Raw genomic sequence first — 21683 nt, forward strand, 5'->3', positions numbered from 1 at the left:
GGACGCCCCCCATCAGCTCCCGGCCGCCGCTCGGTCGGCCTCGAACGCCTCCCGGCGCACCGTCAGCATCCGCTGGAACACCGTCACCAGGCTGCCCGCCGCCACCAGCCACAGCGCCACCGGCAGCAGCCACTCCACGTACGGCACCCCGAACTCGTGCAGACCCGCGACCCCGGCCGCCACCAGGCTGGCCACCAGCCGCTCGGCCCGCTCCACCAGTCCCGACACGTCGCACGGCAGGCCCTGGCTCTCCGCCCGCGCCTTGGTGTACGACACCACCAGGCCGCTCGCCAGGCAGAAGATCGCCACCGCGCACAGCAGGTTGTCGTCGCCCTTGCCCGCGTACCACATCGCCAGGCCGCCGAAGATCGCCGCGTCCGCGACCCGGTCCAGCGTGGAGTCCAGGAAGGCCCCCCACCGGGTGCTCCGGCCCAGCTGGCGGGCCATGTTGCCGTCCACCAGGTCCGAGAAGATGAAGAGCGTGATCGTGATGGTGCCCCAGAAGAACTCGCCGCGCGGGAAGAACACCAGCGCACCGGCCACCGAACCGGCGGTGCCGACCAGCGTCACGGCGTCCGGGCTCACGCCCAGGCGGATCAGGAACGCGGCGAACGGGGTGAGGACACGTGTGAAGAAGGCACGCGCGTATTTGTTGAGCATGGCCTTCCCAGCCGCTCCGATCTGCCCGGTACCCGCCTGGCGCAACACGCGCTGCAGACGGCCGGACGGATGAGCCCGTCCGGCGCACCCATCGTAGCCACGCCGGGGACACCCTCCGTCGCACGCACCGCCGTACGGGACCTGGGCCACCGCCCGCACACGGGCGGTCACCATGGCGCCGCAGAACACGCGCGGGGAACGACACCCGACCCTAGACTGCGATGGACAAGCCTCGGCGCCACGGGAGGAGACCCCGATGCCCGACCGCAGCACGGTACGAGCCGGCCAGGCACCCGCCGTCAACGGCCCCCGGGACCTGCGCAACGTCGTCCTGATCGGCTCCAGCGGTGTGGGCAAGACCACCCTCGCCGAATCCCTCGCCCTCGCCGCCGGCGCCGTCGGCCGCGCCGGCCGGGTCGCCGACGGCACCACCGTCTCCGACCACGAGGAGATCGAGCACCAGCAGCAGCGCTCCGTCCAGCTCTCGCTGCTCCCGCTCGAGTGGAAGGGCGTCAAGATCAACCTGCTCGACCCGCCCGGCCACCCCGACTTCACCGCCGACCTGCGGGCCGCCCTGCACGCCGCCGACGCGGCCGTCTTCGTCGTCTCCGCCACCGACCCGGTCACCGCCCCCACCCGCGCCCTCTGGCGCGAGTGCGCCGCCGAGGGCATCCCGCGCGCCATCGCCGTCGCCAAACTCGACCTTGCCCGCAGCAGCTTCGCCGACATCCTCACCGCCTGCCACGACGCCTTCGAGCTCGGCCCGGACACCCTCCGCCCGCTGTTCCTGCCCGTCCTCCACGACGGACACCCCGACGGCAGCGTCGACCTGCTCACCGGCGACACCTACGGCCACGCCACCCCGCTCCCCGACACCGGCCCGGCCCACGACAGCCTCGTCGAGGCCATCTCCGGCCAGGACGACGCCCTCATGGAGCGCTACCTCGCCGGCGAGCCCCTCGACACCGACTCCCTGGAAGCGGGCATGCGCCGCGAGGTCCTCGCCTGCGCCCTCCACCCGGCCGTCCCCACCAGCGAGAACGGCCTCGGCGCCGCCGAACTCCTCGACCTCGTCGCCCACACCTTCCCCGACCCCACCGAACGCACCCGCCCCGCCCCCGCCTGCGACCCCGACGCCCCGCTCGCCGCCCAGGTCGTCCGCGTCACCGGCGACGCCTACGTGGGCCGGATCAGCCTGCTGCGCGTGTACGCCGGCACCCTGCGCCCCGACACCAAGATCCACCTGGTCGGCCCCGCCCACGCCGCGGACCAGAACGGCGACGAACGCGTCACCGCACTCAGCAGCCCCTTCGGCAAGCTCCAGCGCCCCGTCCCGCACGCCGTCGCCGGCGACCTCGTCTGCGCCGCCAAACTCACCAGCGCCCGGGCCGGCGACACCGTCCACGAGCCCGGCCACCCCGTCGAACTCGACGGCTGGACCCTCCCCGAGTCCCTGCTGCCGATCGCCGTCGAAGCCCACAGCAAGGCCGACGACGACAAGCTCTCCCAGGCCCTCACCCGGCTCACCGCCGAGGACCCGGCCCTGCGCCTGGAACAGAACCCCGACACCCACCAGCTCGTCCTCTGGTGCACCGGCGAGGCCCACGCCGACGTCGTCCTCGACCGGCTGCGCACCCGCCACGGCGTCCACGTCGACACCGTCGAGCCCAAGGTCGCCCTGCGCGAGACCTTCGGCACCGCCGCCGCCGGCCACGGCCGCCTGGTCAAGCAGTCCGGCGGCCACGGCCAGTACGCCATCTGCGACCTCGAGGTCGAACCCCTGCCCGCCGGCTCCGGCTTCGAGTTCCAGGAACACGTCGTCGGCGGCGCCGTCCCCAAGCACTTCATCCCGTCCGTCGAGAAGGGCGTCCGCGCCCAGCTCGCCAAGGGCGTCGCCACCGGCCACCCGCTGGTCGACGTCCGGGTCACCCTCACCGACGGCAAGGCGCACTCCGTCGACTCCTCCGACGCCGCCTTCCAGAACGCCGCCGCGCTCGCCCTGCGCGACGCCGCCGAGCACGCCGTCATCCGGCTGCTCGAACCCGTCGCGGCCGTCAGCGTCCTGCTGCCGGACGAGTACCTCGGCGCCGTGCTCGGCGACCTCTCCGCCCGCCGGGGCAGGGTCCTCGGCACCGAGACGGGCGGGACGGGCCTCACCCTGCTGCGTGCCGAGGTCCCCGAACTCGAACTCGTCCGGTACCCGCTGGACCTGCGCTCGCTCACCCACGGCACGGCCGAGTTCTCCCGGGCCTACCTGCGCCACGAGCCCATGCCCACCGCGCTGGCCGGGCGCTACACCGACTGAGTGGCCCCGGCACGCCGGGGCAGCGCGCACGCCGCCGTGCCCCCCGGCATCCGGTGCCGGTTGCGCGCCACCCACCGGTACACCAGCGCCGCCACCGGCCGCACCGGCGCCAGGGTCAGCACCGCCCCGAGGTACGCCCATGCGCCCCCGGAGCGCATCAGCAGCCGCGCCACCGCCTGCGCGCCCCCGTACACCCGGCCCGCCGGCGTCACCCACAGCACCTCGCGCTCGGCCCGCTCGGCCGACACCTCGCCCCGGCCGCCCGCGAGCGCGTCCAGCTCCGCCAGCCCGGCGAACTGGAACGGCACCGCCTCCCAGCCCCCCGAGGCCAGCGTCTGCCGCAGGTACCGCTCCGCCCACCGCGCGCAGGACGAGCAGAACGCGCAGTCCCCGTCGAAGACCAGCACCGGATCCTTCATCACAGCCCCCTTCGCCATTCCGTCACCGTCCATCCTCCTCCGCCCCCGCCCGGCCGGTCCGGGCGGGTATCGACCTGCCGGAAGCTGGGCATCATGCCCCTCAGGCCGGGTGTGGCCCGATCGTGACGGTTCGTGACGGCACTTCAGACGATCATCCGCGCGGGGGTGCCACGGCACGGTAACCTGCCGCTGACAAGGGGAGGAGGGGACGCCACCGTGACCACGCTCGACATGACTCCGGGAGCGCAGATACCCCGGACCGACGCCGGCCCGCAGACCGCCGTCACCCAGGCGCTCTCCTCGGCCGCGTACCGGGACGGCGAGATCGGCACGTTCGTCCAGGACGTCACCGACGCCACGGTGAAGAAGGGCCGCTTCGCCCTCTTCCGCCCCAACATCGGCGAGGCCTTCAGCAAGGCGCTGATCTCCCGCGCCCTCGGCGGCGACCGCAAGCCCCTCGTCCCCTCCTTCGGCGTCAACACCCGCCAGGTCGTCGAGCACTGCCTGGCCGCCGAGGAACTGCGCAACGCCCGCGACCGGCAGCTCAGCACCGTCACGGTCGTCACCGGCCTGCTCTTCCTCCCCGGCACCCTGCTCTGGCTCGGTGCCTTCCAACTGCGCGCCTGGCTCAAGCGGGACAGGAGCCGCGGCGCCGACGTCTTCGGCGGCCTCGCACTCGTCGCGGTCGGCGCCCTCGCCGTCCTGCTCGCCGTGCGCCCGCCGGCGGCCGGCGTCCTCGGCGTCTACCTGCGGATCACCGTGCTCGCCCCGGTGATCGGCTGGTACCTGGCCCGCCGGATCGTCGAACGCTCCGCCAGGGACCTGCGCACCCGCTGGCAGGACCTGGTCGAGGGCAACGCCGTCGCCGCCACCGTGGCCAAGGCCGTCCCGCGCGACGACCTGGACAAGAAGGCCAACGAGCTGCGCGACAAGCTCGGCCGCCTGGACGCGGAGCAGGAGACCAACGTCCACCACTACGCCGGGCCGAAGGGCATCCTCGGCGCCGGCCGCCGCTGGGGCGAGTGGCGCCTGGCCGACACCCTGCACCCCGCCGAGGGCCACGTCGACTTCCGCGCCTTCCACCCCTGGGACCTGGTCCGCCGGATCTCCGCCCACCTCAAGGGCCTCGGCGTCAGCCACGTCGCCAACAGCGGCATTCCGGACGTCGCCGTGAAGCAGTGGGTGGTCTTCGACATCAGCGAGGGCGCCGACGAGATCAGCCGCCCGGGCGGCGCCGACATGGACGGCGACCGGATGCGCGACTTCGCCGTGCAGAGCATCGCCGACCGGCAGACCTTTCCCGGCGGCCCCCGGCACTACCTGGCCACCCAGTTCATCACCCACGACGGCAAGCTGGTCATCACCTTCACCGTGACGGTGACCCTGCTGGCCGACGTCCTGAGCATCTCGGTGGCCGGCTACGCGCTCGGGCCGGTCAAGGGCGTCTTCTTCGACAAGCCCAAGGACAAGGAGAAGTCGGTCGCGAAGACGGTGAGGTTCTGGGAGGAGCGCACCGTCAAGCTGCCGCTGATCGACAACGACGAGGTGGTCCGCCAGGCCGTCCGCGCCCCGTTCCACCGGATGCCCGGGCTGCTCGGCTGGCTGGGCGGCGGCCTCGGCCTGCCCGAGCCGTTCGGCCTGCGGCACGCCTGGGTCGCCACCGCGTGGAACAACCGCTCCATGGTCGACAACGCGCTCAACGCGTCCGTCCCGGTGCTCAACGCGGTGCACAGCGCCACGCTGGAGTTCCTCCGGGAGCACGACCTGGACGCGGACCGCTTCTTCAAGAACCGCACCTCGATCATCAAGTCCGAGGCGCAGGGCAGCCGCCCGTACCAGGTCGACCGGTTCGACGCCGGCTGATCCGAGCGACACCGCGGGCCTGCCACCGAACTCCTCGGTGGCAGGCCCGTCTTCGTGCGCGTGTCCGGCTCAGCCCTGCGGCCAGACCTCGGCCAGCATCTTCCGGGTGTCCGCCAGCAGCTGCGGCAGCACCTTGGTGTGGCCGACCACCGGCATGAAGTTGGTGTCCCCGCCCCAGCGCGGCACCACGTGCTGGTGCAGGTGCGCCGCGATCCCGGCACCGGCGGCCGCGCCCTGGTTCATCCCGATGTTGAACCCGTGCGCCCCGGAGGCCGCCCGCAGTGCGGTCATCGCCTTCTTGGTGAAGTCGGCCAGCTCGGCCGTCTCCGCCTCGTCCAGGTCGGTGTAGTCGGCCACGTGCCGGTAGGGGACCACCATCAGGTGCCCGCCGTTGTACGGGTAGAGGTTCAGCACCGCGAACACGGCGCTCCCCCGGGCGATGACCAGCCCGTCCTCGTCGCTCAGCGCGGGGATCGAGCAGAACGGGCAACCGTCGTCCGGAGCCGGACCGGTGGGCTTGTTCTCACCCTGGATGTACGCCATCCGATGGGGCGTCCACAGGCGGCGGAAGCCGTCCGGCTCACCGACGCCCCGCTGCAGTTCCGGCTCAGTCGTCATGCTGATCAGCATATTCGCCCGGCCGTGGTTGCGAAGCAGCGCGGGGCGGACTCGTTGAGAGCCCGCCCCGCGCACGACCGTCCGACGACGGCGTCAGACCTGGATCCGGTTCTTCACCGCGTCCACGATCTCCTGGACGGCGTCCGCGACCGGCACGCCGTTCTTCTGCTCGCCGTTGCGGTAGCGGAAGGAGACGGCACCCGCCTCGACGTCGTCGTTGCCCGCGATGAGCATGTACGGGACCTTGCTCTTCTGGGCGTTGCGGATCTTCTTCTGCATCCGGTCGTCCGAGGTGTCCACCTCGACGCGGATCCCGTGCTTCCTGAGCTCCGCCGCCACCTCCAGCAGGTACGGCACGTGCTCGTCAGTGATCGGGATGCCGGTCACGGTGACGGGGGCGAGCCACGGCGGCATGGCGCCCGCGTAGTGCTCCAGCAGCACCGCGAAGAAGCGCTCGATCGAGCCGAACAGCGCGCGGTGGATCATGACCGGCCGCTGGCGGGAGCCGTCCGCCGCGGTGTACTCCAGGTCGAAGCGCTCGGGCAGGTTGAAGTCGAGCTGGATGGTCGACATCTGCCAGGTGCGGCCGATGGCGTCCTTGGCCTGCACCGAGATCTTCGGGCCGTAGAAGGCCGCGCCGCCCGGGTCCGGCACCAGCGGCAGGCCCTGCTTCTCGGCCACGCTGGCGAGGACGGCGGTGGCCTCCTCCCAGGCCTCGTCCGTCCCGACGAACTTCTCCGGGTCCTTGGTCGACAGCTCCAGGTAGAAGTCGGTCAGGCCGTAGTCGCGGAGCAGGTTGAGCACGAAGGTCAGGGTGGAGTCGAGCTCCTCCGCCATCTGCTCGCGGGTGCAGTAGATGTGGGCGTCGTCCTGGGTGAAGCCGCGGGCCCGGGTCAGGCCGTGCACCACGCCGGACTTCTCGTACCGGTACACCGTCCCGAACTCGAAGAGGCGCAGCGGCAGTTCACGGTACGAGCGGCCGCGCGCGTCGAAGATCAGGTTGTGCATCGGGCAGTTCATCGGCTTGAGGTAGTAGTCCACGCCCTCGTCGAGCTGCATGGGCGGGTACATGCCGTCCGCGTACCAGTCCAGGTGGCCGCTCTTCTCGAAGAGCTTCCCCTTGGTGGCGTGCGGGGTGTAGACGAACTCGTAGCCCTCCTCCTCGTGCCGGCGGCGCGAGTAGTCCTCCATGGCGCGGCGGATGATGCCGCCCTTGGGGTGGAAGACGGCGAGGCCGGAGCCGATCTCCTCGGGGATGGAGAAGAGGTCGAGCTCGCTGCCGAGCTTGCGGTGGTCGCGCTTCTCGGCCTCGGCGAGGAAGTCGAGGTGGGCCTTCAGCTCGTCCTTGGTCGGCCAGGCGGTGCCGTAGATCCGCTGGAGCATCGGGTTCTTCTCGCTGCCGCGCCAGTACGCGGCGGCGTTGCGCATCAGCTTGAACGCCGGGATGTGCCGGGTGCTGGGCAGGTGCGGGCCGCGGCAGAGGTCGCCCCAGCACTGCTCGCCGGTCTTGGCGTCCAGGTTGTCGTAGATGGTGAGTTCACCGGCACCGACCTCGACGTCGGCACCCTCGCCGGCGGTGGCGGCGGAGCCCTTGAGGCCGATCAGCTCGAGCTTGTACGGCTCGGCGGCCAGTTCCTCGCGGGCGGACTCGTCGGTGACCACGCGGCGGGAGAACTTCTGCCCGCGCTTGATGATCTCCTGCATCTTCTTCTCGATGGCCTTGAGGTCATCGGGGTGGAACGGCTTCTCGACGTCGAAGTCGTAGTAGAAGCCGTCCTTGACCGGCGGGCCGATGCCGAGCTTGGCCTCCGGGTAGAGCTGCTGCACGGCCTGGGCCATGACGTGCGCGGTGGAGTGGCGCAGGATGTCGAGGCCGTCCTTGCTGCCGATCGCGACCGGCTCGACCTCCTCGCCGTCCTGGACGACGTAGGAGAGGTCCTTGAGCTGGCCGCCGACGCGGGCGGCGATGATCGAGCGGTCGTCGGCGAAGAGCTCGGCGGCCGTAGTGCCCGTGGTCACCACGCGCTCTTCCCGATCGGGTTCGCGGCTGATGATTACCCGGACGTCCGTCACCGGTCTCTCCTGACGTGCTGGATTCAGAGGGCGCAACACTGCGCTGCGCGTGACGATGGTACCGAGAGCGCCACCCGCACCGTGCACTCAGGACCTGTCCCCGCCGTCCTCCAGCCCCTTCAGCAGTTGCTCGCGGTCGCCCTGGTCCCAGCCGCACAGCTCGAGGCCGCGCGGCCGGGTCAGCCGCCGGAAGCCGTCGCGGCGCTCCAGCCGGCCGGAGACCCTGACCGGGACGCCGGACAGGTGGGCCTCGGCGGCGAGCCGGTAGTCGGGGTCGGGGAGGCGGAGCTTGAGTTCGCGGACGTCGGCCCCGCCGAGCACCCGCAGCCGTACCGCGCCGGGCCCGGCCGGGTCGGCGCGCTTGAGGCGGACGACCACACCCACCACGGTGACGTCGACGGCGGGCTCGATCCGCTCCAGCAACTCGGCGGCCTCGGCCAGGGCGGGCAGGTCGCCGGGCGAGAAGTCGAGGTCGATCCGGCGGTCGCCGAAGCCGCCCGGGGTCCCGGCGGCCGGCGACCAGGCGACGGTGAGCCGGGCGGCGGTCGCGCCGCGCACCAGGTCCTCGACGGACCGGACCAGTTCGCGACTGACCCCGGACCGGACGGCGTTCTCGAAGGCTTCGGGCCCGCCGCTGACCCGGCGGTAGTCCACGGCGTCGCGCAGCGCCTCCAGGGCGCGCACCAGGGTGGTGACGACGGCCCGCCCCTCCGGGGCCGGGGTGTAGGCGGTCAGGGCGGCGCCCTGCTCGACGGCCCCCTGCTCGATGACCAGGACGCGGTCGAGGAACTCCCCGGCGGGACCGTCCAGCCGGGCGCCGAAGTAGGCGGCGGTGGCGCGGTCCGCCTTGGCCCCGGCGGCGAGCATCGCGCGGGCCGCCCGCTGGAGCCGCTCGGCGTCGTCCCAGGGGGTGGCGTCGGCGGGGCCGGGCAGCTCGCGGCGCCAGCGCAGTTCGTCCCCGGGGACGGCGAGGGCGAGCAGGATCGGGCGGGCGGAGGGGGTGCGGGAGCGGGAGAGGGCGGTGACGGCGTCGGCGAGGAGGTCGACCGCGTCGTCGAAGCCGTCCCCGGCGGGCACGAGGAGGCTGGTGCCGGGTTCGCCGTCCGGCGGGGTCCAGCGCCCGTACCGGGCGGCGGGGCCGCCGCGTCGGACCCAGCCGTGCCGGGCGAGCAGGGTGGTCAGCACCGCGGGGTCGACGGTGGCCGGGTCGGGCAGGGCCCACGGGTCCTCCGGTCCGTGCGGCAGTGTCATTGGTCCACTTCCTCGCTGCCGGGGCCGGGCCGTCACGGGCGCGCGCCCGCGCCGACCCGGGCCATGATCTCGCAGAGCGCGCGGTCGTCGAAGACCTTGTCGGTGGGCACCCGGACGTTGGTGCGCCGCTGCCCGGTGACGGGGTGGCCGGCCAGGTTGACCCAGTAGCAGCAGTGCCGCAGCTCCAGGGCGTCCGGGCGGGCCCGCAACCAGTGGTCGACCCGCCGGGGCAGCAGCATCACGACCAGGATCCGCGGGACGGCGACCCTGGCGCGGGCGAGCTTGCGCAGGTGGTCGTTGTCCAGGGTGAAGCTGAAGAACGGCCCGGCCGGATCCGGGGCGACCTGCTGGGTGGCCTTCAGCTGGATCTTGATGGTGACCTCGTCGTCCACCTCGTGCGCCCGCGAGCCGTGGCTGACCTGCCAGTCGATGCCGTTGTCCGGGAACGGCTGGGACAGCGAGCAGCCGGCCGCCGCGGCGACCGCGTGCAGGTAGCCGACCTGCAGCGTCTCCATGCACGCGGTGACCGCGAGGTTGCCCCGCAGCACGGCGGCCGCCTCCTCGGGCTGCGGCTGTGTCAGTGCCATCGCCCGCGCCCTCCCCAGGCTCCGGGCCCGCCCGGTACCGGACGGGACGCCCGTGGGCAGGATCCCCGGTCCGAGCTGGGCCAAACGGGTTGAGGGGGCGTCAGGAACGGGTATCACCCCGGCGCGGAACGCACGCCTGAGGGGCAGTCATGCAGCAGCACTGGTACACCGGCCCGCTCGCCTCCTTCGACACCGAGACCACCGGCGTGGACGTCGAGACCGATCGGATCGTCTCGGCCGCGCTCGTCGTCCAACTCGCCCCGGGCGCACCGGTGCGGACCACCACCTGGCTCGCCGATCCGGGCGTGCCGATCCCGGACGGCGCCCGCGCGGTGCACGGCATCTCCGACGAGCAGGTCCGGGTGCACGGCCGGCCGGCCGGCGCGGTGGTGGCCGAGGTGACCCGCGCCCTGGCGGCCCAGGCGCGGGCCGGGCTCCCGGTGGTGGTGATGAACGCGCCCTACGATCTGACGCTGCTGGACCGGGAGTTGCGCCGTCACCACGGGCTGACGCTGACCGGCGGCCTGGACGGCGCCGCGCTGGTGGTGCTGGATCCGCGGGTGCTGGACAAGCACGTGGACCGCTACCGCAGGGGCCGCCGGACGCTGACCGACCTGTGCGCCCACTACGGGGTCGACCTGGCCGGGGCGCACGACGCCGCGGCGGACGCGACGGCCGCGCTCTCGCTGACCCGGCGCATAGGCGCCCGCTACCCGGCGGCCCTGGGCGGGCTGACGGCGGCGGAGCTCCACCTGCGGCAGGCGGTGTGGCACGCGGCACAGGCGCGGGGGCTGCAGAGCTGGTTCGACCGCTCGGGGGCCCAGGAGCGGGTGGACCTGTCCTGGCCGCTGCGGCCGGCCCGGTGCGGCTGCGGGCGCCGGCTGGAGCCCGACCACGGCTGCGAGGCGGCGGCGTAGCGGCGGTTCCCCCCGAACGCGCCGCAGGCCCCGACCGGTTTCCTGGTCAGGGCCTGCGTGCTGTCCGGTGGGCGATACTGGGATCGAACCAGTGACCCCTTCGGTGTGAACGAAGTGCTCTCCCGCTGAGCTAATCGCCCGGGCAACGAGAAGAACTGTAGCACCGGTCGGGGGCGGTCGTACAACTCGCTCCAGCGGGGGTGCGGACGGCTCATCCGCAGAACTCGTACTCCGCACGGAAGGTGACTGGCCCTCAGCCGCATTACTGACGGCGCTTCGGGTGGGAATCCGGAAATACATGTGAGGCCCAGCCGAAAATCGGCTGGGCCTCACATATCACAATGCATTCCGGTGGGCGATACTGGGATCGAACCAGTGACCCCTTCGGTGTGAACGAAGTGCTCTCCCGCTGAGCTAATCGCCCGGGTGCAGGGAAAACATTACCGCATCCGGGAGGGTGCTCCGAACACCCTCCCGGGGCCGGACCCGGGCCCGGGGCTCCGGGCGCCGTACACCCGGCCGGGGCACGGGCCCGGCCCGGGACCGGGCCGCCGCCGGCCCCCGACCGCACAGCCGACTCGTCGGACATGACCACATCACCCGCTCCCCTGTTCCCGGCCCCGCCCGGGGCCCCCGGACAGGCCGACTGCACGCCGCGCGGGAAACCCCTCCGAGAAGAACCGCCGGTAATGCCCCGGCCGGGTACACCGGGGCGATTCCGCAATGCGCCGTAAGGGGTACGACTCGCGTCGGAATCGGGACAGAGGGGTTTACATCGGTCGTGGGGGTGGGATGGTCCGTTCGCCGACGTGCGATTCCCCGAGCGCACACTGAGCGAAAGGCCATGGCGCTTATGAACACCACGGTCAGCTGCGAGCTGCACCTGCGCCTCATCGTGTCCAGCGAGTCCTCACTGCCCGTCCCCGCGGGCCTTCGCTACGACACCGCCGACCCCTACGCCGTACACGCCACGTTCCACACGGGCGCCGACGAGACCGTGGAGTGGGTGTTCGCCCGAGATCTCCTCGCGGAGGGGCTGCACCGACCCACCGGTACCGGAGACGTCCGGGTGTGGCCGTCGCGCAGCCACGGGCAAGGGGTGGTCTGCATCGCACTGAGCTCTCCGGAAGGAGAAGCCCTGCTGGAGGCCCCGGCCCGGGCGCTTGAGTCGTTCCTCAAGCGGACGGACGCCGCCGTGCCCCCCGGCACCGAACACCGTCACTTCGACCTCGACCGGGAGCTGTCCCACATCCTCGCCGAAAGCTGACCCGCCGGAGGCGGTCCAGCCCCGCTGTCGGCGGGGCCGAACCTCCTGCCGTCATCGCAGCCGTCCTACTCGGGGGCACGGCAGCGTACTCAGCCGCGCACGACGCGGTCTCGGGGCCGGTGGATGGCCCGCTCGCACCGGAGCGGGCCACAGCACCGCAGGCGCCCCGGCGGGGGGGGGGGGGGCCCCCCCCCCGCGGGGGCGGGCGGCCCCCCCCCGCCCCCCCCCCCCCCCGCCCCCCCCCCCCCCCCCCCCCCCCCCGCCCGTTCCAGACGTTTCAGGACACTCCAGCGGGATCCGTACGGGGCTTCGAAAGAACGCACCGCCCTTCTGCCGCAAGGGCCGGTATGGTCTGGGGTAACCGTGGACGCGGGGTACCGGAGTCCCCCTGCGCGAGGAGCCCCCAACGTGCTGATCACCCATGACACCGAGTGCGCGCTGAGCATCCTCGTCGACCTGCTCAACACCGCACCCGAGGTGTGCGGCGACGAGCGGCTGCCGGACGTCGCCGCGCTGGACGCCTTCGTGGTCCGCCAGGAGATCAGCGAGATCGACTCACTGACCGAGGACGACCTGCGGCGGGTGCACGAGCTGCGCACCAGGCTGCGCGAGGTGTTCGCCACGGAGTCCACCGCGGAGGCCGCCGAGCTGGTCAACGCGATCGTCGCGGCAGCCGGTACGACGCCCCGGCTGGTCAACCACGACCACCACGACTGGCACATCCACTACTTCGCCCCGCACGCCGCGCTCGGGGACCACCTCGCGGCCGAGCTGGGCATGGCGCTGGCGTTCATCCTGATGGCCGGCGAGCGGGAGCGGCTGCGCCGGTGCGAGGCTCCGGACTGCGCCCGGGTCTTCGTGGACCTCTCCCGGAACCGCTCGCGGCGCTACTGCGACAGCCGCACCTGCGGCAACCGGCTGCACGTCGCCGCCTACCGCGCGCGGCAGCGGTCGGCGGAGGCCGTGGCCTCCGCCTGACGAACCCTGCCCGGCCGCGCTCCGGCGGTGGGGTTCGGCGCGCACCGGCCCCGACTGCGCGGCCGCGGTCAGATACCGCGTTTGCGGAGGATCTCCTCGATGTCGGCGAAGTCGCCGAGGCCGTCGTCCCGCTTACCCGCGGCCGGCTTCCCCGGTTTCCCCGGCGTCCTGGGCGGCGGGGCCACCGCCGGCCGCTCGGGGGCCGGGCCGGCCGCCGCCGGACGCTCGGCGGCACCCTCCACGGCGCCGCGGCGGCCCACCCAGCGGGTGGCGACCAGCAGGACGGCGGAGGCGCCGAGCAGCGCGATGCCCGTCCACACCCGGGGGTCGAAGACCAGCTTCGCCGCCCAGTCGGCGAACTCCCGGCCGATCGTGGCGGCCAGCGGGAAGAGTCCGGTCAGGTAGAGCCCCGCGGGCAGCAGGGCCACCGCGAACCAGCGCGTCGCCGAGCGGAAACGCCGCCGCCGGGCGCGCAGGCCGGCCACGGCCACTCCGGCTGCCGTGAGGAGGAAACTGATCGCCGCGGTCAGCACGACCGTGCCCCCTCGCTCGCGGTGGTCCTGGTCATCGCTGCCTCCCCGGTCGGTCCGCCGGCGGCGCACCGCCTGCGGGAGTGGGCACCCACTAGTGGAACACTGGGGGAATGATCGATGGTTCCCTCCCCCGCCTTGAGTTCTGGTGCGACCTCCAGTGCCCCGACTGCCGCACCGCGCTGGACGACGTGCGGGCGCTGCGCGCCCGGTACGGCGACGCGCTGCCCGTGCAGCTGCGGCACTTCCCGCTGGAGAAGCACAAGCACGCCTACGCCGCTGCGGAGGCGGCCGAGGAGGCGTTCGCCCAGGGGCTGGGGTGGCCGTTCGTGGAGGCTCTGCTGGCCCGGGTCGAGGAGCTGGACGCGCGCGGGCAGCAGGTGCTGCTGGCGGTGGCCCGGGAGGTCGGGGCGGATGCCGAGGAGGTCGACACCGCGCTCATCGACGGTCGGCACATGCTGACCGTGGACGCCGACCAGGCCGAGGGCAAGGCGATCGGGGTCAAGGGCACGCCGACCTACGTGATCGGCGGCGAGCGGCTGGACGGCGGACAGAGCCAGGACGGCCTGCGCGAGCGGATCATCGCCGTCATCGAGGCCGCCAAGGCTTCCTGACGATCCGTCAGCCATCAGAGCGCTTTGCCGTAGCAGCGGTTGGTGACGCGGTAGCCGAGCGAGTCGTACAGCCGGACGGCGACGTCGTTGCCGGAGAAGACGTTCAGGCCGAGCTCGCGAACCCCGGCGGCCAGGCACTCGCGTTCGGCGAGCAGCATCAGGGTGCGGCCGTGTCCCCGGCCCCGGTGGGCCGGGGACACCTCCACGACCATGACCCAGGCGAGCGGTGCGCCGTCCGGCAGGTCACGCAGGTGGAGGTCCACCCAGAGCGAGCCGAGCGGCTCCGGCCCGCCGTCGGCGCCGTACAGCCGGCGGAGGGCCACCCCGGGGCTGTCGACGCCGTTCGGGAGCACGTTCCGGTGGTCCGACAGCGACTTGGCACGGGCCTGCTCCTCGCTGAGGCCGGAGCCCATGAGCGAGACGACGTAGCCCTCGGCCGCCCGGTCGAGCCAGGCCGGGAGCTCCGCGGCGTCGATCGGGCGGGCGGTGACGCCGGCGGGCAGCGCGGGCGCGGTGGTGAGGCTCTTGCTGAGGTTCCGCATCCGCTCGGTGTAGCCGAGGGTCGCGGCGAGGCTGCGGGCGACCGGGGCCCACTCGGGGACGTTGACGTCCACCCGGGTGCAGTCCCAGCCGCGCAGCACCTCCTCCGCGGCCAGCGCGCCGAAGGTGCCGCGCCCGCGGCCGCACCCCTCGAAGACCTCCAACTCCGATATCTCGCCCCAGAACTGGCTGCCGTGTCGGGTCGAGGTGGTGCGCAGCGCGCCGACCGGGCGGCCGTTCGCCAGGATCCGCCAGCGTCTGGTGCGACCGCCGGCCGCGGTGGGTGTCTCGGGGCCCTCGGGGCGCAGCGTGGTGGTCATGTGGTGGTCCCTTCCCCTCGCCGGGACGGTTATCCGCGCCGCCCGTCGCCGCCCGTCGCCTCCGGGCGCACCGGCCCGGCGTACGGCCCGTGGCACCCTCCGGGTGCCCGGCCGCCCGCCCCCGCGAAGGGGTCACGGGTCGAGGTCGTCGCCGCTGCGCTCGGTGAAGACGGCCATGGCCTTGGCGGTGACCGGGCCGATGCCGGGCAGCACGCGGTCGTCGATGCGGGTGACGGCCTGGACGTCCCGGGTGGTGGAGGTCAGGAAGACCTCCTCGGCCTCCTGGAGGGCGCTCAGCGGGAGGTCGGCCTCCTCGGCCTCGCACCAGTCGACGACCAGCTGCCGGGTGATGCCGGCCAGACAGCCCGAGTCGAGCGCGGGGGTCAGCAGACGGCCGCCGATGACCACGAAGACGTTGGAGCCGGTGCCCTCGCAGAGCCGGCCGGCGGTGTTGGCGAACAGCGCCTCGGAGGCGCCCACTCGGTGGGCGGCGGCCAGGGCGACCACGTTCTCGGCGTACGAGGTGGTCTTGAGGCCCGCGACGGCGCTGTGCTCGTTGCGGCGCCAGGGGACGACGGCGACGGCGGTCTCGTCGGGGCGGCGGTCGATGGCGCCGAGGGCGACCACCAGGGTCGGACCGGCCGTGCCGCGCTCGGAGCCGAGCGGGGAGGTCCCGCCGGTGTAGGTGACCCGCAAGCGGCCGAGCGGGGCGGGATTGGCCTCGAGGACCCGGGCACAGGCCTCGCGGACCAGGTCGTGGTCCGGGTCGGGCAGGCCCAGGCCACGGGCGGAGCGGGTGAGCCGGTCGAGGTGGCGGGTGACCGCGAAGGCCTTGCCGTCGACGGTCTTCATGGTCTCGAAGACGCCGTCGCCGGTGGTGAGCCCGTGGTCGAGGACGGACACGGCGGCGTCGGCGGAGTCGACGAGCGTCCCGTTGACCCAGCTCGTGGTGCGGTTGTGCATGGAGGGCTGCTCCTAGGCGAGGTGCGGCTCGTGGTCGGTTGCGCTGCCCGACGCTATCGCGACCAGGCGGGCGGCCTTCAGTTCGGTTTCGTCCCACTCGCGCTCGGGGTCGGAGCCCCAGGTGATGCCGGCGCCGGTGCCGAAGCGCAGGACGGGCGCCCCCGGATCCCGCCGGTCGAGCCAGAAGGTGCGGATGCCGACGGCGAGCTCCCCCTCGCCGCGGTCGGCGTCGACCCAGCCGACGGCGCCGCAGTAGGGGCCGCGCGGGGCGGTCTCCAGGGCTTCGATGATCCGCAGGGCACTGGACTTCGGGGCACCGGTGACCGAGCCGGGCGGGAAGGTGGCGGCGAGGAGTCCGGGCCAGCCCTCGTCCTCGCGCAGGGTGCCCTCGACGGTGGAGACCAGGTGGACCAGCCCGGGGTGCTTCTCCACGGCGCACAGGTCGGGGACGGTGACCGTACCGGTCTCGCAGACCCGGCCGAGGTCGTTGCGGACCAGGTCGACGATCATCACGTTCTCGGCGTGGTCCTTCTCCAGGAGGTCGTGCTCGGTGCGGCCGGTGCCCTTGATCGGGCCGGAGGAGACGGTGCGGCCGGTGCGACGCAGATAGAGCTCCGGCGAGGCGGTGGCGATCTCGACGCCGTGCTCCGGCAGCCGGATGGTGCCGGCGTACGGGGCCGGGTTGCCGTGGGCGAGCAGGCCGGTGAGGGCGTCGATGTCGCTGCGGTCGGGGTCGGGCAGCGGCGCGGACAGCACCCGGCAGAGGTTGGCCTGGTACACCTCCCCGGCGGCTATGTGCTCGCGGATGCGGCGGACCCCCGCCGTGTAGGCGGCGCGGTCCAGCGAGCTGTGCCAGCTGCCGGCGTCCGGGCCGCGCCAGCCCGCGCCGGAGGGCGGGGCGGGGGCGGGGCGGACCTCGTCGAAGCGGGCGCAGGTCAAGCGGCCCTCGAAGTCGTAGGCGACGGCCCAGTAGCCGGAGGAGTCGAGCGCGGCCGGGTCCGAGGTGACGTCCCGCAGTCCGGTGGCCACGCGGCCTCCGAAGCGGGCGAGCGGGGTGCGGGGGTCGGGGTGGCCGGACACGGTTCTCCTGCGCGGTGGTGCTGGGGGCGGCGGTGCCTGAAGTGTAGGTCGGGGGGCGTGGGCCCGCCGGGCTCGCGCCCCGGCGTGCGGGGGCGGGCGGGCAGCGCTGCACGTCGCGCGGGTGTGCGCCGGGTGGCCTCCGAATGACCGTCCGGAAGCGCTGCAGGTGGCGGCTGGTGACCTCGCCGGGCGGCCGCGGCGGCGACACCGGAGGGCAGGCCTTCGGCATGCTGCGGGAACGGATTTTTAGCTGGCCCGGGAATCCGCTAGAGTTCAACACGTCGCCAGGGAGCGCAGCCGAAGAAAAGCGGTGAAGATCCCGGGAGACAGGCGGACGTGGCTCAGTTGGTAGAGCATCACCTTGCCAAGGTGAGGGTCGCGAGTTCGAATCTCGTCGTCCGCTCGATGGAGAACAGTGTAAGATCGTTCTTCGTGTGTTGCCTGGTGGAGTGGCCGAGAGGCGAGGCAACGGCCTGCAAAGCCGTGTACACGGGTTCAAATCCCGTCTCCACCTCCAAGAGGATCCCCCGGTTCCACCGGGAGACCTCCCCGCGCGATTAGCTCAGCGGGAGAGCACTACCTTGACACGGTAGGGGTCACTGGTTCAATCCCAGTATCGCGCACGTCGGGTCCTTCGGGGTCTGCTGCAGGACCGCCACACCAGGCGCGATTAGCTCAGCGGGAGAGCACTACCTTGACACGGTAGGGGTCACTGGTTCAATCCCAGTATCGCGCACAGTAACGGCCGGGGCCGCGAACCGCAGGGTTCGCGGCCCCGGCCGTTTTCGTCGTTCCGGTGGTGGCGGGGGCCGCCGTGCCGGGGCGGGAAGGCGAGGACTGCCGGGACGAGGACTGCCGGGACGAGGAGTGTCGGCGCGACAGGGTGAGAAGCGGCGAGGAGAGCAGAAGAGCCGCGTACGGTCGCCCTCACCGACGTCCGTACGCGGCGTCTCCGCCTGCCGGGGTGCTCTGCGCACCGCTCCTCGCCCGTCCGCGTCTCATCACGGTCGCGGCCTCCCCGGCGGCACCGCTCCCCGTCCCCAGGGGATCAGTGCCCGTTCCTGGTGCTCCTCCCTCAGCGGCCGAGCAGATCGGCCACGGCCTCCGCCTGGCTGACCATCTGGTCCCACCCGCCGAACAGCAGCACCAGGAGCACGGCGCACGGCAGCGCGATGGCCAGCGCCACGGCGGGGTGCCGGGTGGGCTGCTCGGCGGACTGGGGCTGGATGAAGGCCGGCCGCCGCCGGCGGGGAGTTCCCGTCTGCTGCATCGCCATGGCCCTGCTCCTGATCCGGTCGAGTCGGCGCGGTGGACGGCTTACCTCGGGGGACGAGCTCCCCGTCCACCGCTGGGGACAACGCTATGGCGCGGTGGGCCTTGCGGACGTCATGCCGTCGTACTGTTCCTCGGGCATTCCGGAGGATGAGCCTCAGACTCAAGGCCTACTACCGCAGGGGGAGGGCGGCGTTTCCCCGTCCCCGGGGGAACCCTGAGGGGCAACCCCGAGAAACGATTCGGCAGCCCTGTGACCTGCAGCTCAGCTCACGATCCGACAATCGCACGGCGGCTTGTGGTGTTGCGTATCAGCACACCGCAGCGGCCAGTCCGTAAGCTGTGCCAGACAGGAACTGACGATGCCCCAACCGACGGGGCCTCACCCACGGGCTGACGGGGAACGAAACATGGCGATGATGCGGTTGAGGCGTGAGGACCCCCGCATCGTCGGGCCGTACCGCCTGCACCGGCGACTGGGCGCCGGCGGCATGGGCGTGGTCTACCTCGGCTCCGACCGCCGGGGACAGCGCGTCGCACTCAAACTGATCCGCGCCGAACTCGCCGAGGACCTGGAGTTCCGCACCCGCTTCGCGCGCGAGATCGCCGCCGCCTCCCGGATCCGCGGCGGCTGCACCGCCCGGGTCGTCGGTTCGGACATCGAGGCCGACCGGCCCTGGCTCGCCACCGCGTACGTACCCGGGCCCTCGCTCTACAAGCGGGTCGGCGACGAGGGGCCGCTCAGCTGGCCCGAGGCCGCCCGGATCGGGGCGGCGCTCGCCGACGGGCTGGTCAAGGTGCATGAGGCCGGGGTCGTCCACCGGGACCTCAAGCCCTCCAACATCCTGCTCTCCCCCCGCGGGCCGCGGATCATCGACTTCGGCATCGCCTGGTCCCGCGGCGCCAGCACCCTCACCCACGTCGGCACGGCCGTCGGCTCCCCCGGCTTCCTCGCACCCGAGCAGGTGCGCGGCGCGGCCGTCACGCCGGCCACCGACGTCTTCGCCTTCGGGGCAACGCTCGCTTACGCGCTCACCGGGGACACGCCGTTCGGGTCCGGGGCGTCCTCCGAGGTGATGCTCTACCGGGTCGTCCACGAGGAGCCCGACCTGTCGGCCGTTCCGCCGCAGCTCGCGCCGCTGATCCGGGCCTGCCTGGCCAAGGAGCCCGCCGAGCGGCCCGGCGCGGCCGCACTGCACGACCGGCTCAGCGAGTTGGCCGCACGCGGGGCGACCGCGGCGGAGACGGAGAGCGGCGGCGCCGGCGGCGGCGGTACTGGCGGCGGCGGGCGCGGGCCTCGGCGAGGCGCTCCGGTTGCTCCCCCGGTGGGCGCTCAGGGGCTGCACGGCCCGTACGGGGGGCACGGCGCGCCCGGCGCGCAGTCCGCGCGCGGGGCGCATCCGGCGCACGCGTCGCACTCGGCGGCGGAAGGTGCCCGGCAGGGTGTTCCGGTGCCGGGGCGTCAGCCCGAACCCGCCGCTCCTTCGCGGCTCAGGGCCGCGACGGCCGGCCGCGGCGGGCAGGCGGCCGGGGCCCCGGCGCGACGCGCGGCCGCGCCCGTCCAGCGGCCGGAGGTCACGCCGGTGACCCGGCCGCTGCGGGACCGTCCGCAGACTCCAGCGCCCGGGCGCCCCCGGCCCCGGGACCGGCAGCACACCCCCGCACCCGGCGGTCGGCCCGGCACGGCACGGCAGCGCCTGCTGCGGCAGCGCCTGGTGGTCTTCGTCACCGTCACCATCGGCGTGGCGCTGGCCATCGCGGCGGCACAGGGCTGCGAGAACCGGAGCAACCAGGGCGCGCGGCCACCCGTCGGGCAGACGGCGACGGCGGGCGCCGGTGGCCACGGCGGGGAACAGGCGGTGCCCGGCACGTCGGTGGACGTCGCACCGCAGGCCTCGACGACGCCGCTCCCGGCGACGGCCCGGGGCGGCGCCGGGGACGGCACGCTGGCACCCGCCCAGGGGCCCGGTCCGGTGGTGGACTGGCCCAACCGCAGCTACCCCGACGGCGCCGGCGGCGCCTCCATCACGCTGAAGAACGGACGCTCCGTCGGGAGCGGGCCGCAAGTCGCGTTGAGCGCGGTGCTGCCGGCCCGGTACAAGGGACAACCGGCCACGGTGATCGTCCTGCGACGGGCGGACGGCTCGGCGCCGGTCGACCTCGTCCAGCTCTACACCTTCGCCGGGGACAGCCCCGTCGCCACTGCCTCCCGCACCTCGACGGCCGACCCGCAGGCCACCGCCACCTGGCGCCTGGACGGCAGCGCGGTCGTCCGGGAGGAACGCGTGGCCGCCACCGGCTCGGTCACCTCCACCCGCTACACCGTCCGCGCGGACGGCACCCTCGACGAGTCCTGGCCCGGCGCCGGCTCCTCCGGCCCCACCACCCCACCCCCGGCGGCCGCCCCACCACCCCCCACCTCCCCGGCAGGCTGATGCGCACGGGAAGTCGGCCCCGCGACTCTGCTGGCGAAGTCGCTCGGGGTGGGTGTGGGACAGTAAGTGCCTGTCGGTCGGGGCGGGCTTAGGAAGTCGGGCGGGCGTCGGCGCGGGGGGGGTGGGTTACGGGGTGGTGGTGACGGCGTAGAAGGCTACGGCGGCGGCGGCGCCGACGTTGAGGGAGTCGATGCCGTGGGACATGGGGATGCGGACGGGGTGGTGGGCGGCGGCGATGGCGTGGGGGGTGAGGCCGTCGCCTTCGGCGCCGAGCAGGAGGGCGGCCTTGGGGAGGGTGTGGGGCGCGAGGGCGGCGAGGTCGACGGCCGAGTCGGCGGGGGTGAGGGCGAGGAGGGTGAAGCCGGCCTCGCGGACGGTGGTGAGGGCGGCCGGCCAGGGGTCGAGGCGGGCGTACGGGACCGCGAAGACGGCGCCCATGGAGACCTTGACGGCGCGGCGGTAGAGCGGATCCGCGCAGTCGGGCGAGAGCAGGACGGCGTCCATGCCGAGGGCGGCGGCGCTGCGGAAGATGGCGCCGAGGTTGGTGTGGTCGACCAGGCCTTCGAGGACGGCGACCCGGCGGGCGCCGGCGAGCAGGTCGGCGGCGTCCGGGAGCGGTTTGCGCTCCATCGAGGCGAGTGCGCCGCGGTGGACGTGGTAGCCGGTGACGGCTTCGGCGAGCGCGGGCTCGACCAGGTGGACGGGGGCGTCGGCCTCGGCGATGACGTCGGCCATGACGTCCAGCCACTTGGCGGTGAGCAGCATCGACCGCATCCGGTAGCCGGCCGTGAGGGCTCGGCGGATGACCTTCTCCCCCTCGGCGATGAACAGGCCCTCGGCGGGTTCGCGGCGGCGGCGCAGTTCGACGTCGGTCAGGCCGGTGTAGTCGGCGAGGCGGGGGTCGGCCGGGTCGGTGATGGTGCGGGGTTCGGACACCCTGCGATCTTGCCAAGCCGGGACGGGGAAGGCCAAACGGCCGATGGTACGGGGT

Annotated in this window: 18 protein-coding genes, 6 tRNA genes and 1 pseudogene; 11 read left to right on the forward strand and 14 right to left on the reverse strand. The window is 73.5% G+C overall.

The features are described from left to right. Positions 1 to 12: 12 nt before the first annotated feature. The gene (gene pgsA, locus ACGF07_RS15950) at positions 13 to 660 is read right to left on the reverse strand and encodes a phosphatidylinositol phosphate synthase (protein ID WP_350736913.1); all 648 of its coding nucleotides are present in this window, start codon (positions 658 to 660) and stop codon (positions 13 to 15) included. A 256-nt stretch (positions 661 to 916) separates the two neighbouring features. Here pgsA and ACGF07_RS15955 point away from each other — a divergent pair, with 256 nt between their 5' ends. Then, on the forward strand, positions 917 to 2965 hold the full coding sequence (locus tag ACGF07_RS15955) for an elongation factor G-like protein EF-G2 (protein WP_392899081.1): 2049 nt from the start codon (positions 917 to 919) through the stop codon (positions 2963 to 2965). On the opposite strand, the gene ACGF07_RS15960 is transcribed toward ACGF07_RS15955, so the two are convergent. Then, positions 2953 to 3384 carry a thiol-disulfide oxidoreductase DCC family protein gene (locus ACGF07_RS15960; protein WP_392899083.1) on the reverse strand — a complete coding sequence of 144 codons (432 nt, stop codon included), beginning with the start codon at positions 3382 to 3384 and terminating at the stop codon, positions 2953 to 2955. The two genes, ACGF07_RS15955 and ACGF07_RS15960, sit on opposite strands and share 13 nt — an antisense overlap. Positions 3385 to 3600: 216 nt before the next feature. On the opposite strand from ACGF07_RS15960, the gene ACGF07_RS15965 reads away from it, so the two are divergent. After that, on the forward strand, positions 3601 to 5247 hold the full coding sequence (locus ACGF07_RS15965) for a hypothetical protein (protein ID WP_392899085.1): 1647 nt from the start codon (positions 3601 to 3603) through the stop codon (positions 5245 to 5247). Between the two features lie 69 nt (positions 5248 to 5316). Here the strand turns inward: ACGF07_RS15965 and ACGF07_RS15970 are convergent, their stop codons facing one another. From ACGF07_RS15970 to ACGF07_RS15985, 4 genes are all read right to left on the reverse strand, one after another. Then, the gene (locus tag ACGF07_RS15970; RefSeq protein ID WP_350736925.1) at positions 5317 to 5877 is read right to left on the reverse strand and encodes an HIT domain-containing protein; all 561 of its coding nucleotides are present in this window, start codon (positions 5875 to 5877) and stop codon (positions 5317 to 5319) included. An 81-nt stretch (positions 5878 to 5958) separates the two neighbouring features. After that, positions 5959 to 7938, reverse strand: coding sequence for a threonine--tRNA ligase (gene thrS, locus ACGF07_RS15975; protein WP_392899088.1), 1980 nt, complete (start codon positions 7936 to 7938; stop codon positions 5959 to 5961). A gap of 87 nt (positions 7939 to 8025) precedes the next feature. Beyond that, the gene (locus ACGF07_RS15980; RefSeq protein ID WP_392899091.1) at positions 8026 to 9189 is read right to left on the reverse strand and encodes a hypothetical protein; all 1164 of its coding nucleotides are present in this window, start codon (positions 9187 to 9189) and stop codon (positions 8026 to 8028) included. Positions 9190 to 9221: 32 nt separating this feature from the next. Next, positions 9222 to 9776, reverse strand: a complete 555-nt coding sequence (locus ACGF07_RS15985) for a DUF4365 domain-containing protein (RefSeq protein WP_392899093.1) — start codon at positions 9774 to 9776, stop codon at positions 9222 to 9224. 149 nt (positions 9777 to 9925) lie between these two features. Between ACGF07_RS15985 and ACGF07_RS15990 the strand changes: the two genes are divergently transcribed. Then, the gene (locus ACGF07_RS15990) at positions 9926 to 10693 is read left to right on the forward strand and encodes an exonuclease domain-containing protein (protein WP_350736938.1); all 768 of its coding nucleotides are present in this window, start codon (positions 9926 to 9928) and stop codon (positions 10691 to 10693) included. Positions 10694 to 10761: 68 nt separating this feature from the next. On the opposite strand, the gene ACGF07_RS15995 is transcribed toward ACGF07_RS15990, so the two are convergent. After that, positions 10762 to 10833 (reverse strand) — tRNA-Val (locus ACGF07_RS15995). A 212-nt stretch (positions 10834 to 11045) separates the two neighbouring features. Continuing rightward, positions 11046 to 11117, reverse strand: a tRNA-Val gene (locus ACGF07_RS16000). Positions 11118 to 11546: 429 nt separating this feature from the next. Between ACGF07_RS16000 and ACGF07_RS16005 the strand changes: the two genes are divergently transcribed. Both ACGF07_RS16005 and ACGF07_RS16010 read left to right on the forward strand, forming a co-directional pair. Then, on the forward strand, positions 11547 to 11960 hold the full coding sequence (locus tag ACGF07_RS16005) for an SsgA family sporulation/cell division regulator (protein ID WP_030056266.1): 414 nt from the start codon (positions 11547 to 11549) through the stop codon (positions 11958 to 11960). Between the two features lie 408 nt (positions 11961 to 12368). Beyond that, the gene (locus tag ACGF07_RS16010) at positions 12369 to 12938 is read left to right on the forward strand and encodes a CGNR zinc finger domain-containing protein (protein WP_392899096.1); all 570 of its coding nucleotides are present in this window, start codon (positions 12369 to 12371) and stop codon (positions 12936 to 12938) included. A 68-nt stretch (positions 12939 to 13006) separates the two neighbouring features. Here the strand turns inward: ACGF07_RS16010 and ACGF07_RS16015 are convergent, their stop codons facing one another. After that, complete coding sequence (locus tag ACGF07_RS16015; RefSeq protein WP_392899099.1) at positions 13007 to 13471, reverse strand: hypothetical protein; 465 nt, start codon at positions 13469 to 13471, stop codon at positions 13007 to 13009. 110 nt (positions 13472 to 13581) lie between these two features. Here ACGF07_RS16015 and ACGF07_RS16020 point away from each other — a divergent pair, with 110 nt between their 5' ends. Beyond that, on the forward strand, positions 13582 to 14082 hold the full coding sequence (locus tag ACGF07_RS16020) for a DsbA family protein (protein ID WP_350749441.1): 501 nt from the start codon (positions 13582 to 13584) through the stop codon (positions 14080 to 14082). Between the two features lie 14 nt (positions 14083 to 14096). Here ACGF07_RS16020 and ACGF07_RS16025 read toward each other — a convergent pair whose 3' ends face one another. The 3 genes from ACGF07_RS16025 to ACGF07_RS16035 form a co-directional block, all read right to left on the reverse strand. Continuing rightward, positions 14097 to 14942 carry a GNAT family N-acetyltransferase gene (locus ACGF07_RS16025; protein WP_392899101.1) on the reverse strand — a complete coding sequence of 282 codons (846 nt, stop codon included), beginning with the start codon at positions 14940 to 14942 and terminating at the stop codon, positions 14097 to 14099. Between the two features lie 132 nt (positions 14943 to 15074). Continuing rightward, positions 15075 to 15905 carry an aminodeoxychorismate lyase gene (locus tag ACGF07_RS16030; protein ID WP_350749435.1) on the reverse strand — a complete coding sequence of 277 codons (831 nt, stop codon included), beginning with the start codon at positions 15903 to 15905 and terminating at the stop codon, positions 15075 to 15077. 12 nt (positions 15906 to 15917) lie between these two features. After that, positions 15918 to 16985: a chorismate-binding protein gene (locus ACGF07_RS16035; protein WP_392899104.1), complete on the reverse strand. Its 1068-nt coding sequence runs from the start codon at positions 16983 to 16985 to the stop codon at positions 15918 to 15920. A gap of 330 nt (positions 16986 to 17315) precedes the next feature. Between ACGF07_RS16035 and ACGF07_RS16040 the strand changes: the two genes are divergently transcribed. The 4 genes from ACGF07_RS16040 to ACGF07_RS16055 all read left to right on the forward strand — a co-directional run bounded on the left by ACGF07_RS16040 (position 17316) and on the right by ACGF07_RS16055 (position 17721). After that, positions 17316 to 17388, forward strand: a tRNA-Gly gene (locus tag ACGF07_RS16040). A gap of 40 nt (positions 17389 to 17428) precedes the next feature. After that, positions 17429 to 17502 (forward strand) — tRNA-Cys (locus ACGF07_RS16045). Positions 17503 to 17536: 34 nt separating this feature from the next. Beyond that, positions 17537 to 17608 (forward strand) — tRNA-Val (locus tag ACGF07_RS16050). Between the two features lie 41 nt (positions 17609 to 17649). After that, positions 17650 to 17721 (forward strand) — tRNA-Val (locus ACGF07_RS16055). Positions 17722 to 18060: 339 nt separating this feature from the next. Here ACGF07_RS16055 and ACGF07_RS16060 read toward each other — a convergent pair. After that, positions 18061 to 18261 carry a hypothetical protein gene (locus ACGF07_RS16060; RefSeq protein WP_350750171.1) on the reverse strand — a complete coding sequence of 67 codons (201 nt, stop codon included), beginning with the start codon at positions 18259 to 18261 and terminating at the stop codon, positions 18061 to 18063. 406 nt (positions 18262 to 18667) lie between these two features. Here ACGF07_RS16060 and ACGF07_RS16065 point away from each other — a divergent pair. Further along, positions 18668 to 20107, forward strand: a pseudogene (locus ACGF07_RS16065) (protein kinase); the annotation flags it as partial. 711 nt (positions 20108 to 20818) lie between these two features. Here the strand turns inward: ACGF07_RS16065 and ACGF07_RS16070 are convergent. Next, positions 20819 to 21628 (reverse strand): TrmH family RNA methyltransferase, encoded by an 810-nt coding sequence (locus ACGF07_RS16070; RefSeq protein ID WP_392899108.1) that lies wholly within the window; start codon positions 21626 to 21628, stop codon positions 20819 to 20821. Between the last annotated feature and the right edge of the window lie 55 nt (positions 21629 to 21683).

Origin of the sequence: Kitasatospora sp. NPDC048194, from assembly GCF_043202455.1 — a bacterium.
Classification (GTDB): domain Bacteria; phylum Actinomycetota; class Actinomycetes; order Streptomycetales; family Streptomycetaceae; genus Kitasatospora.

Bases quoted from the DNA above. Each gene is read 5' to 3' on its own strand.
- pgsA (WP_350736913.1), bottom strand. From the start codon at position 660: ATGCTCAACAAATACGCGCGTGCCTTCTTCACACGTGTCCTCACCCCG.
- ACGF07_RS15955 (WP_392899081.1), top strand. From the start codon at position 917: ATGCCCGACCGCAGCACGGTACGAGCCGGCCAGGCACCCGCCGTCAAC.
- ACGF07_RS15960 (WP_392899083.1), bottom strand. From the start codon at position 3,384: ATGAAGGATCCGGTGCTGGTCTTCGACGGGGACTGCGCGTTCTGCTCG.
- ACGF07_RS15970 (WP_350736925.1), bottom strand. From the start codon at position 5,877: ATGCTGATCAGCATGACGACTGAGCCGGAACTGCAGCGGGGCGTCGGT.
- ACGF07_RS15980 (WP_392899091.1), bottom strand. From the start codon at position 9,189: ATGACACTGCCGCACGGACCGGAGGACCCGTGGGCCCTGCCCGACCCG.
- ACGF07_RS15985 (WP_392899093.1), bottom strand. From the start codon at position 9,776: ATGGCACTGACACAGCCGCAGCCCGAGGAGGCGGCCGCCGTGCTGCGG.
- ACGF07_RS15990 (WP_350736938.1), top strand. From the start codon at position 9,926: ATGCAGCAGCACTGGTACACCGGCCCGCTCGCCTCCTTCGACACCGAG.
- ACGF07_RS16005 (WP_030056266.1), top strand. From the start codon at position 11,547: ATGAACACCACGGTCAGCTGCGAGCTGCACCTGCGCCTCATCGTGTCC.
- ACGF07_RS16020 (WP_350749441.1), top strand. From the start codon at position 13,582: ATGATCGATGGTTCCCTCCCCCGCCTTGAGTTCTGGTGCGACCTCCAG.
- ACGF07_RS16025 (WP_392899101.1), bottom strand. From the start codon at position 14,942: ATGACCACCACGCTGCGCCCCGAGGGCCCCGAGACACCCACCGCGGCC.
- ACGF07_RS16030 (WP_350749435.1), bottom strand. From the start codon at position 15,905: ATGCACAACCGCACCACGAGCTGGGTCAACGGGACGCTCGTCGACTCC.
- ACGF07_RS16060 (WP_350750171.1), bottom strand. From the start codon at position 18,261: ATGGCGATGCAGCAGACGGGAACTCCCCGCCGGCGGCGGCCGGCCTTC.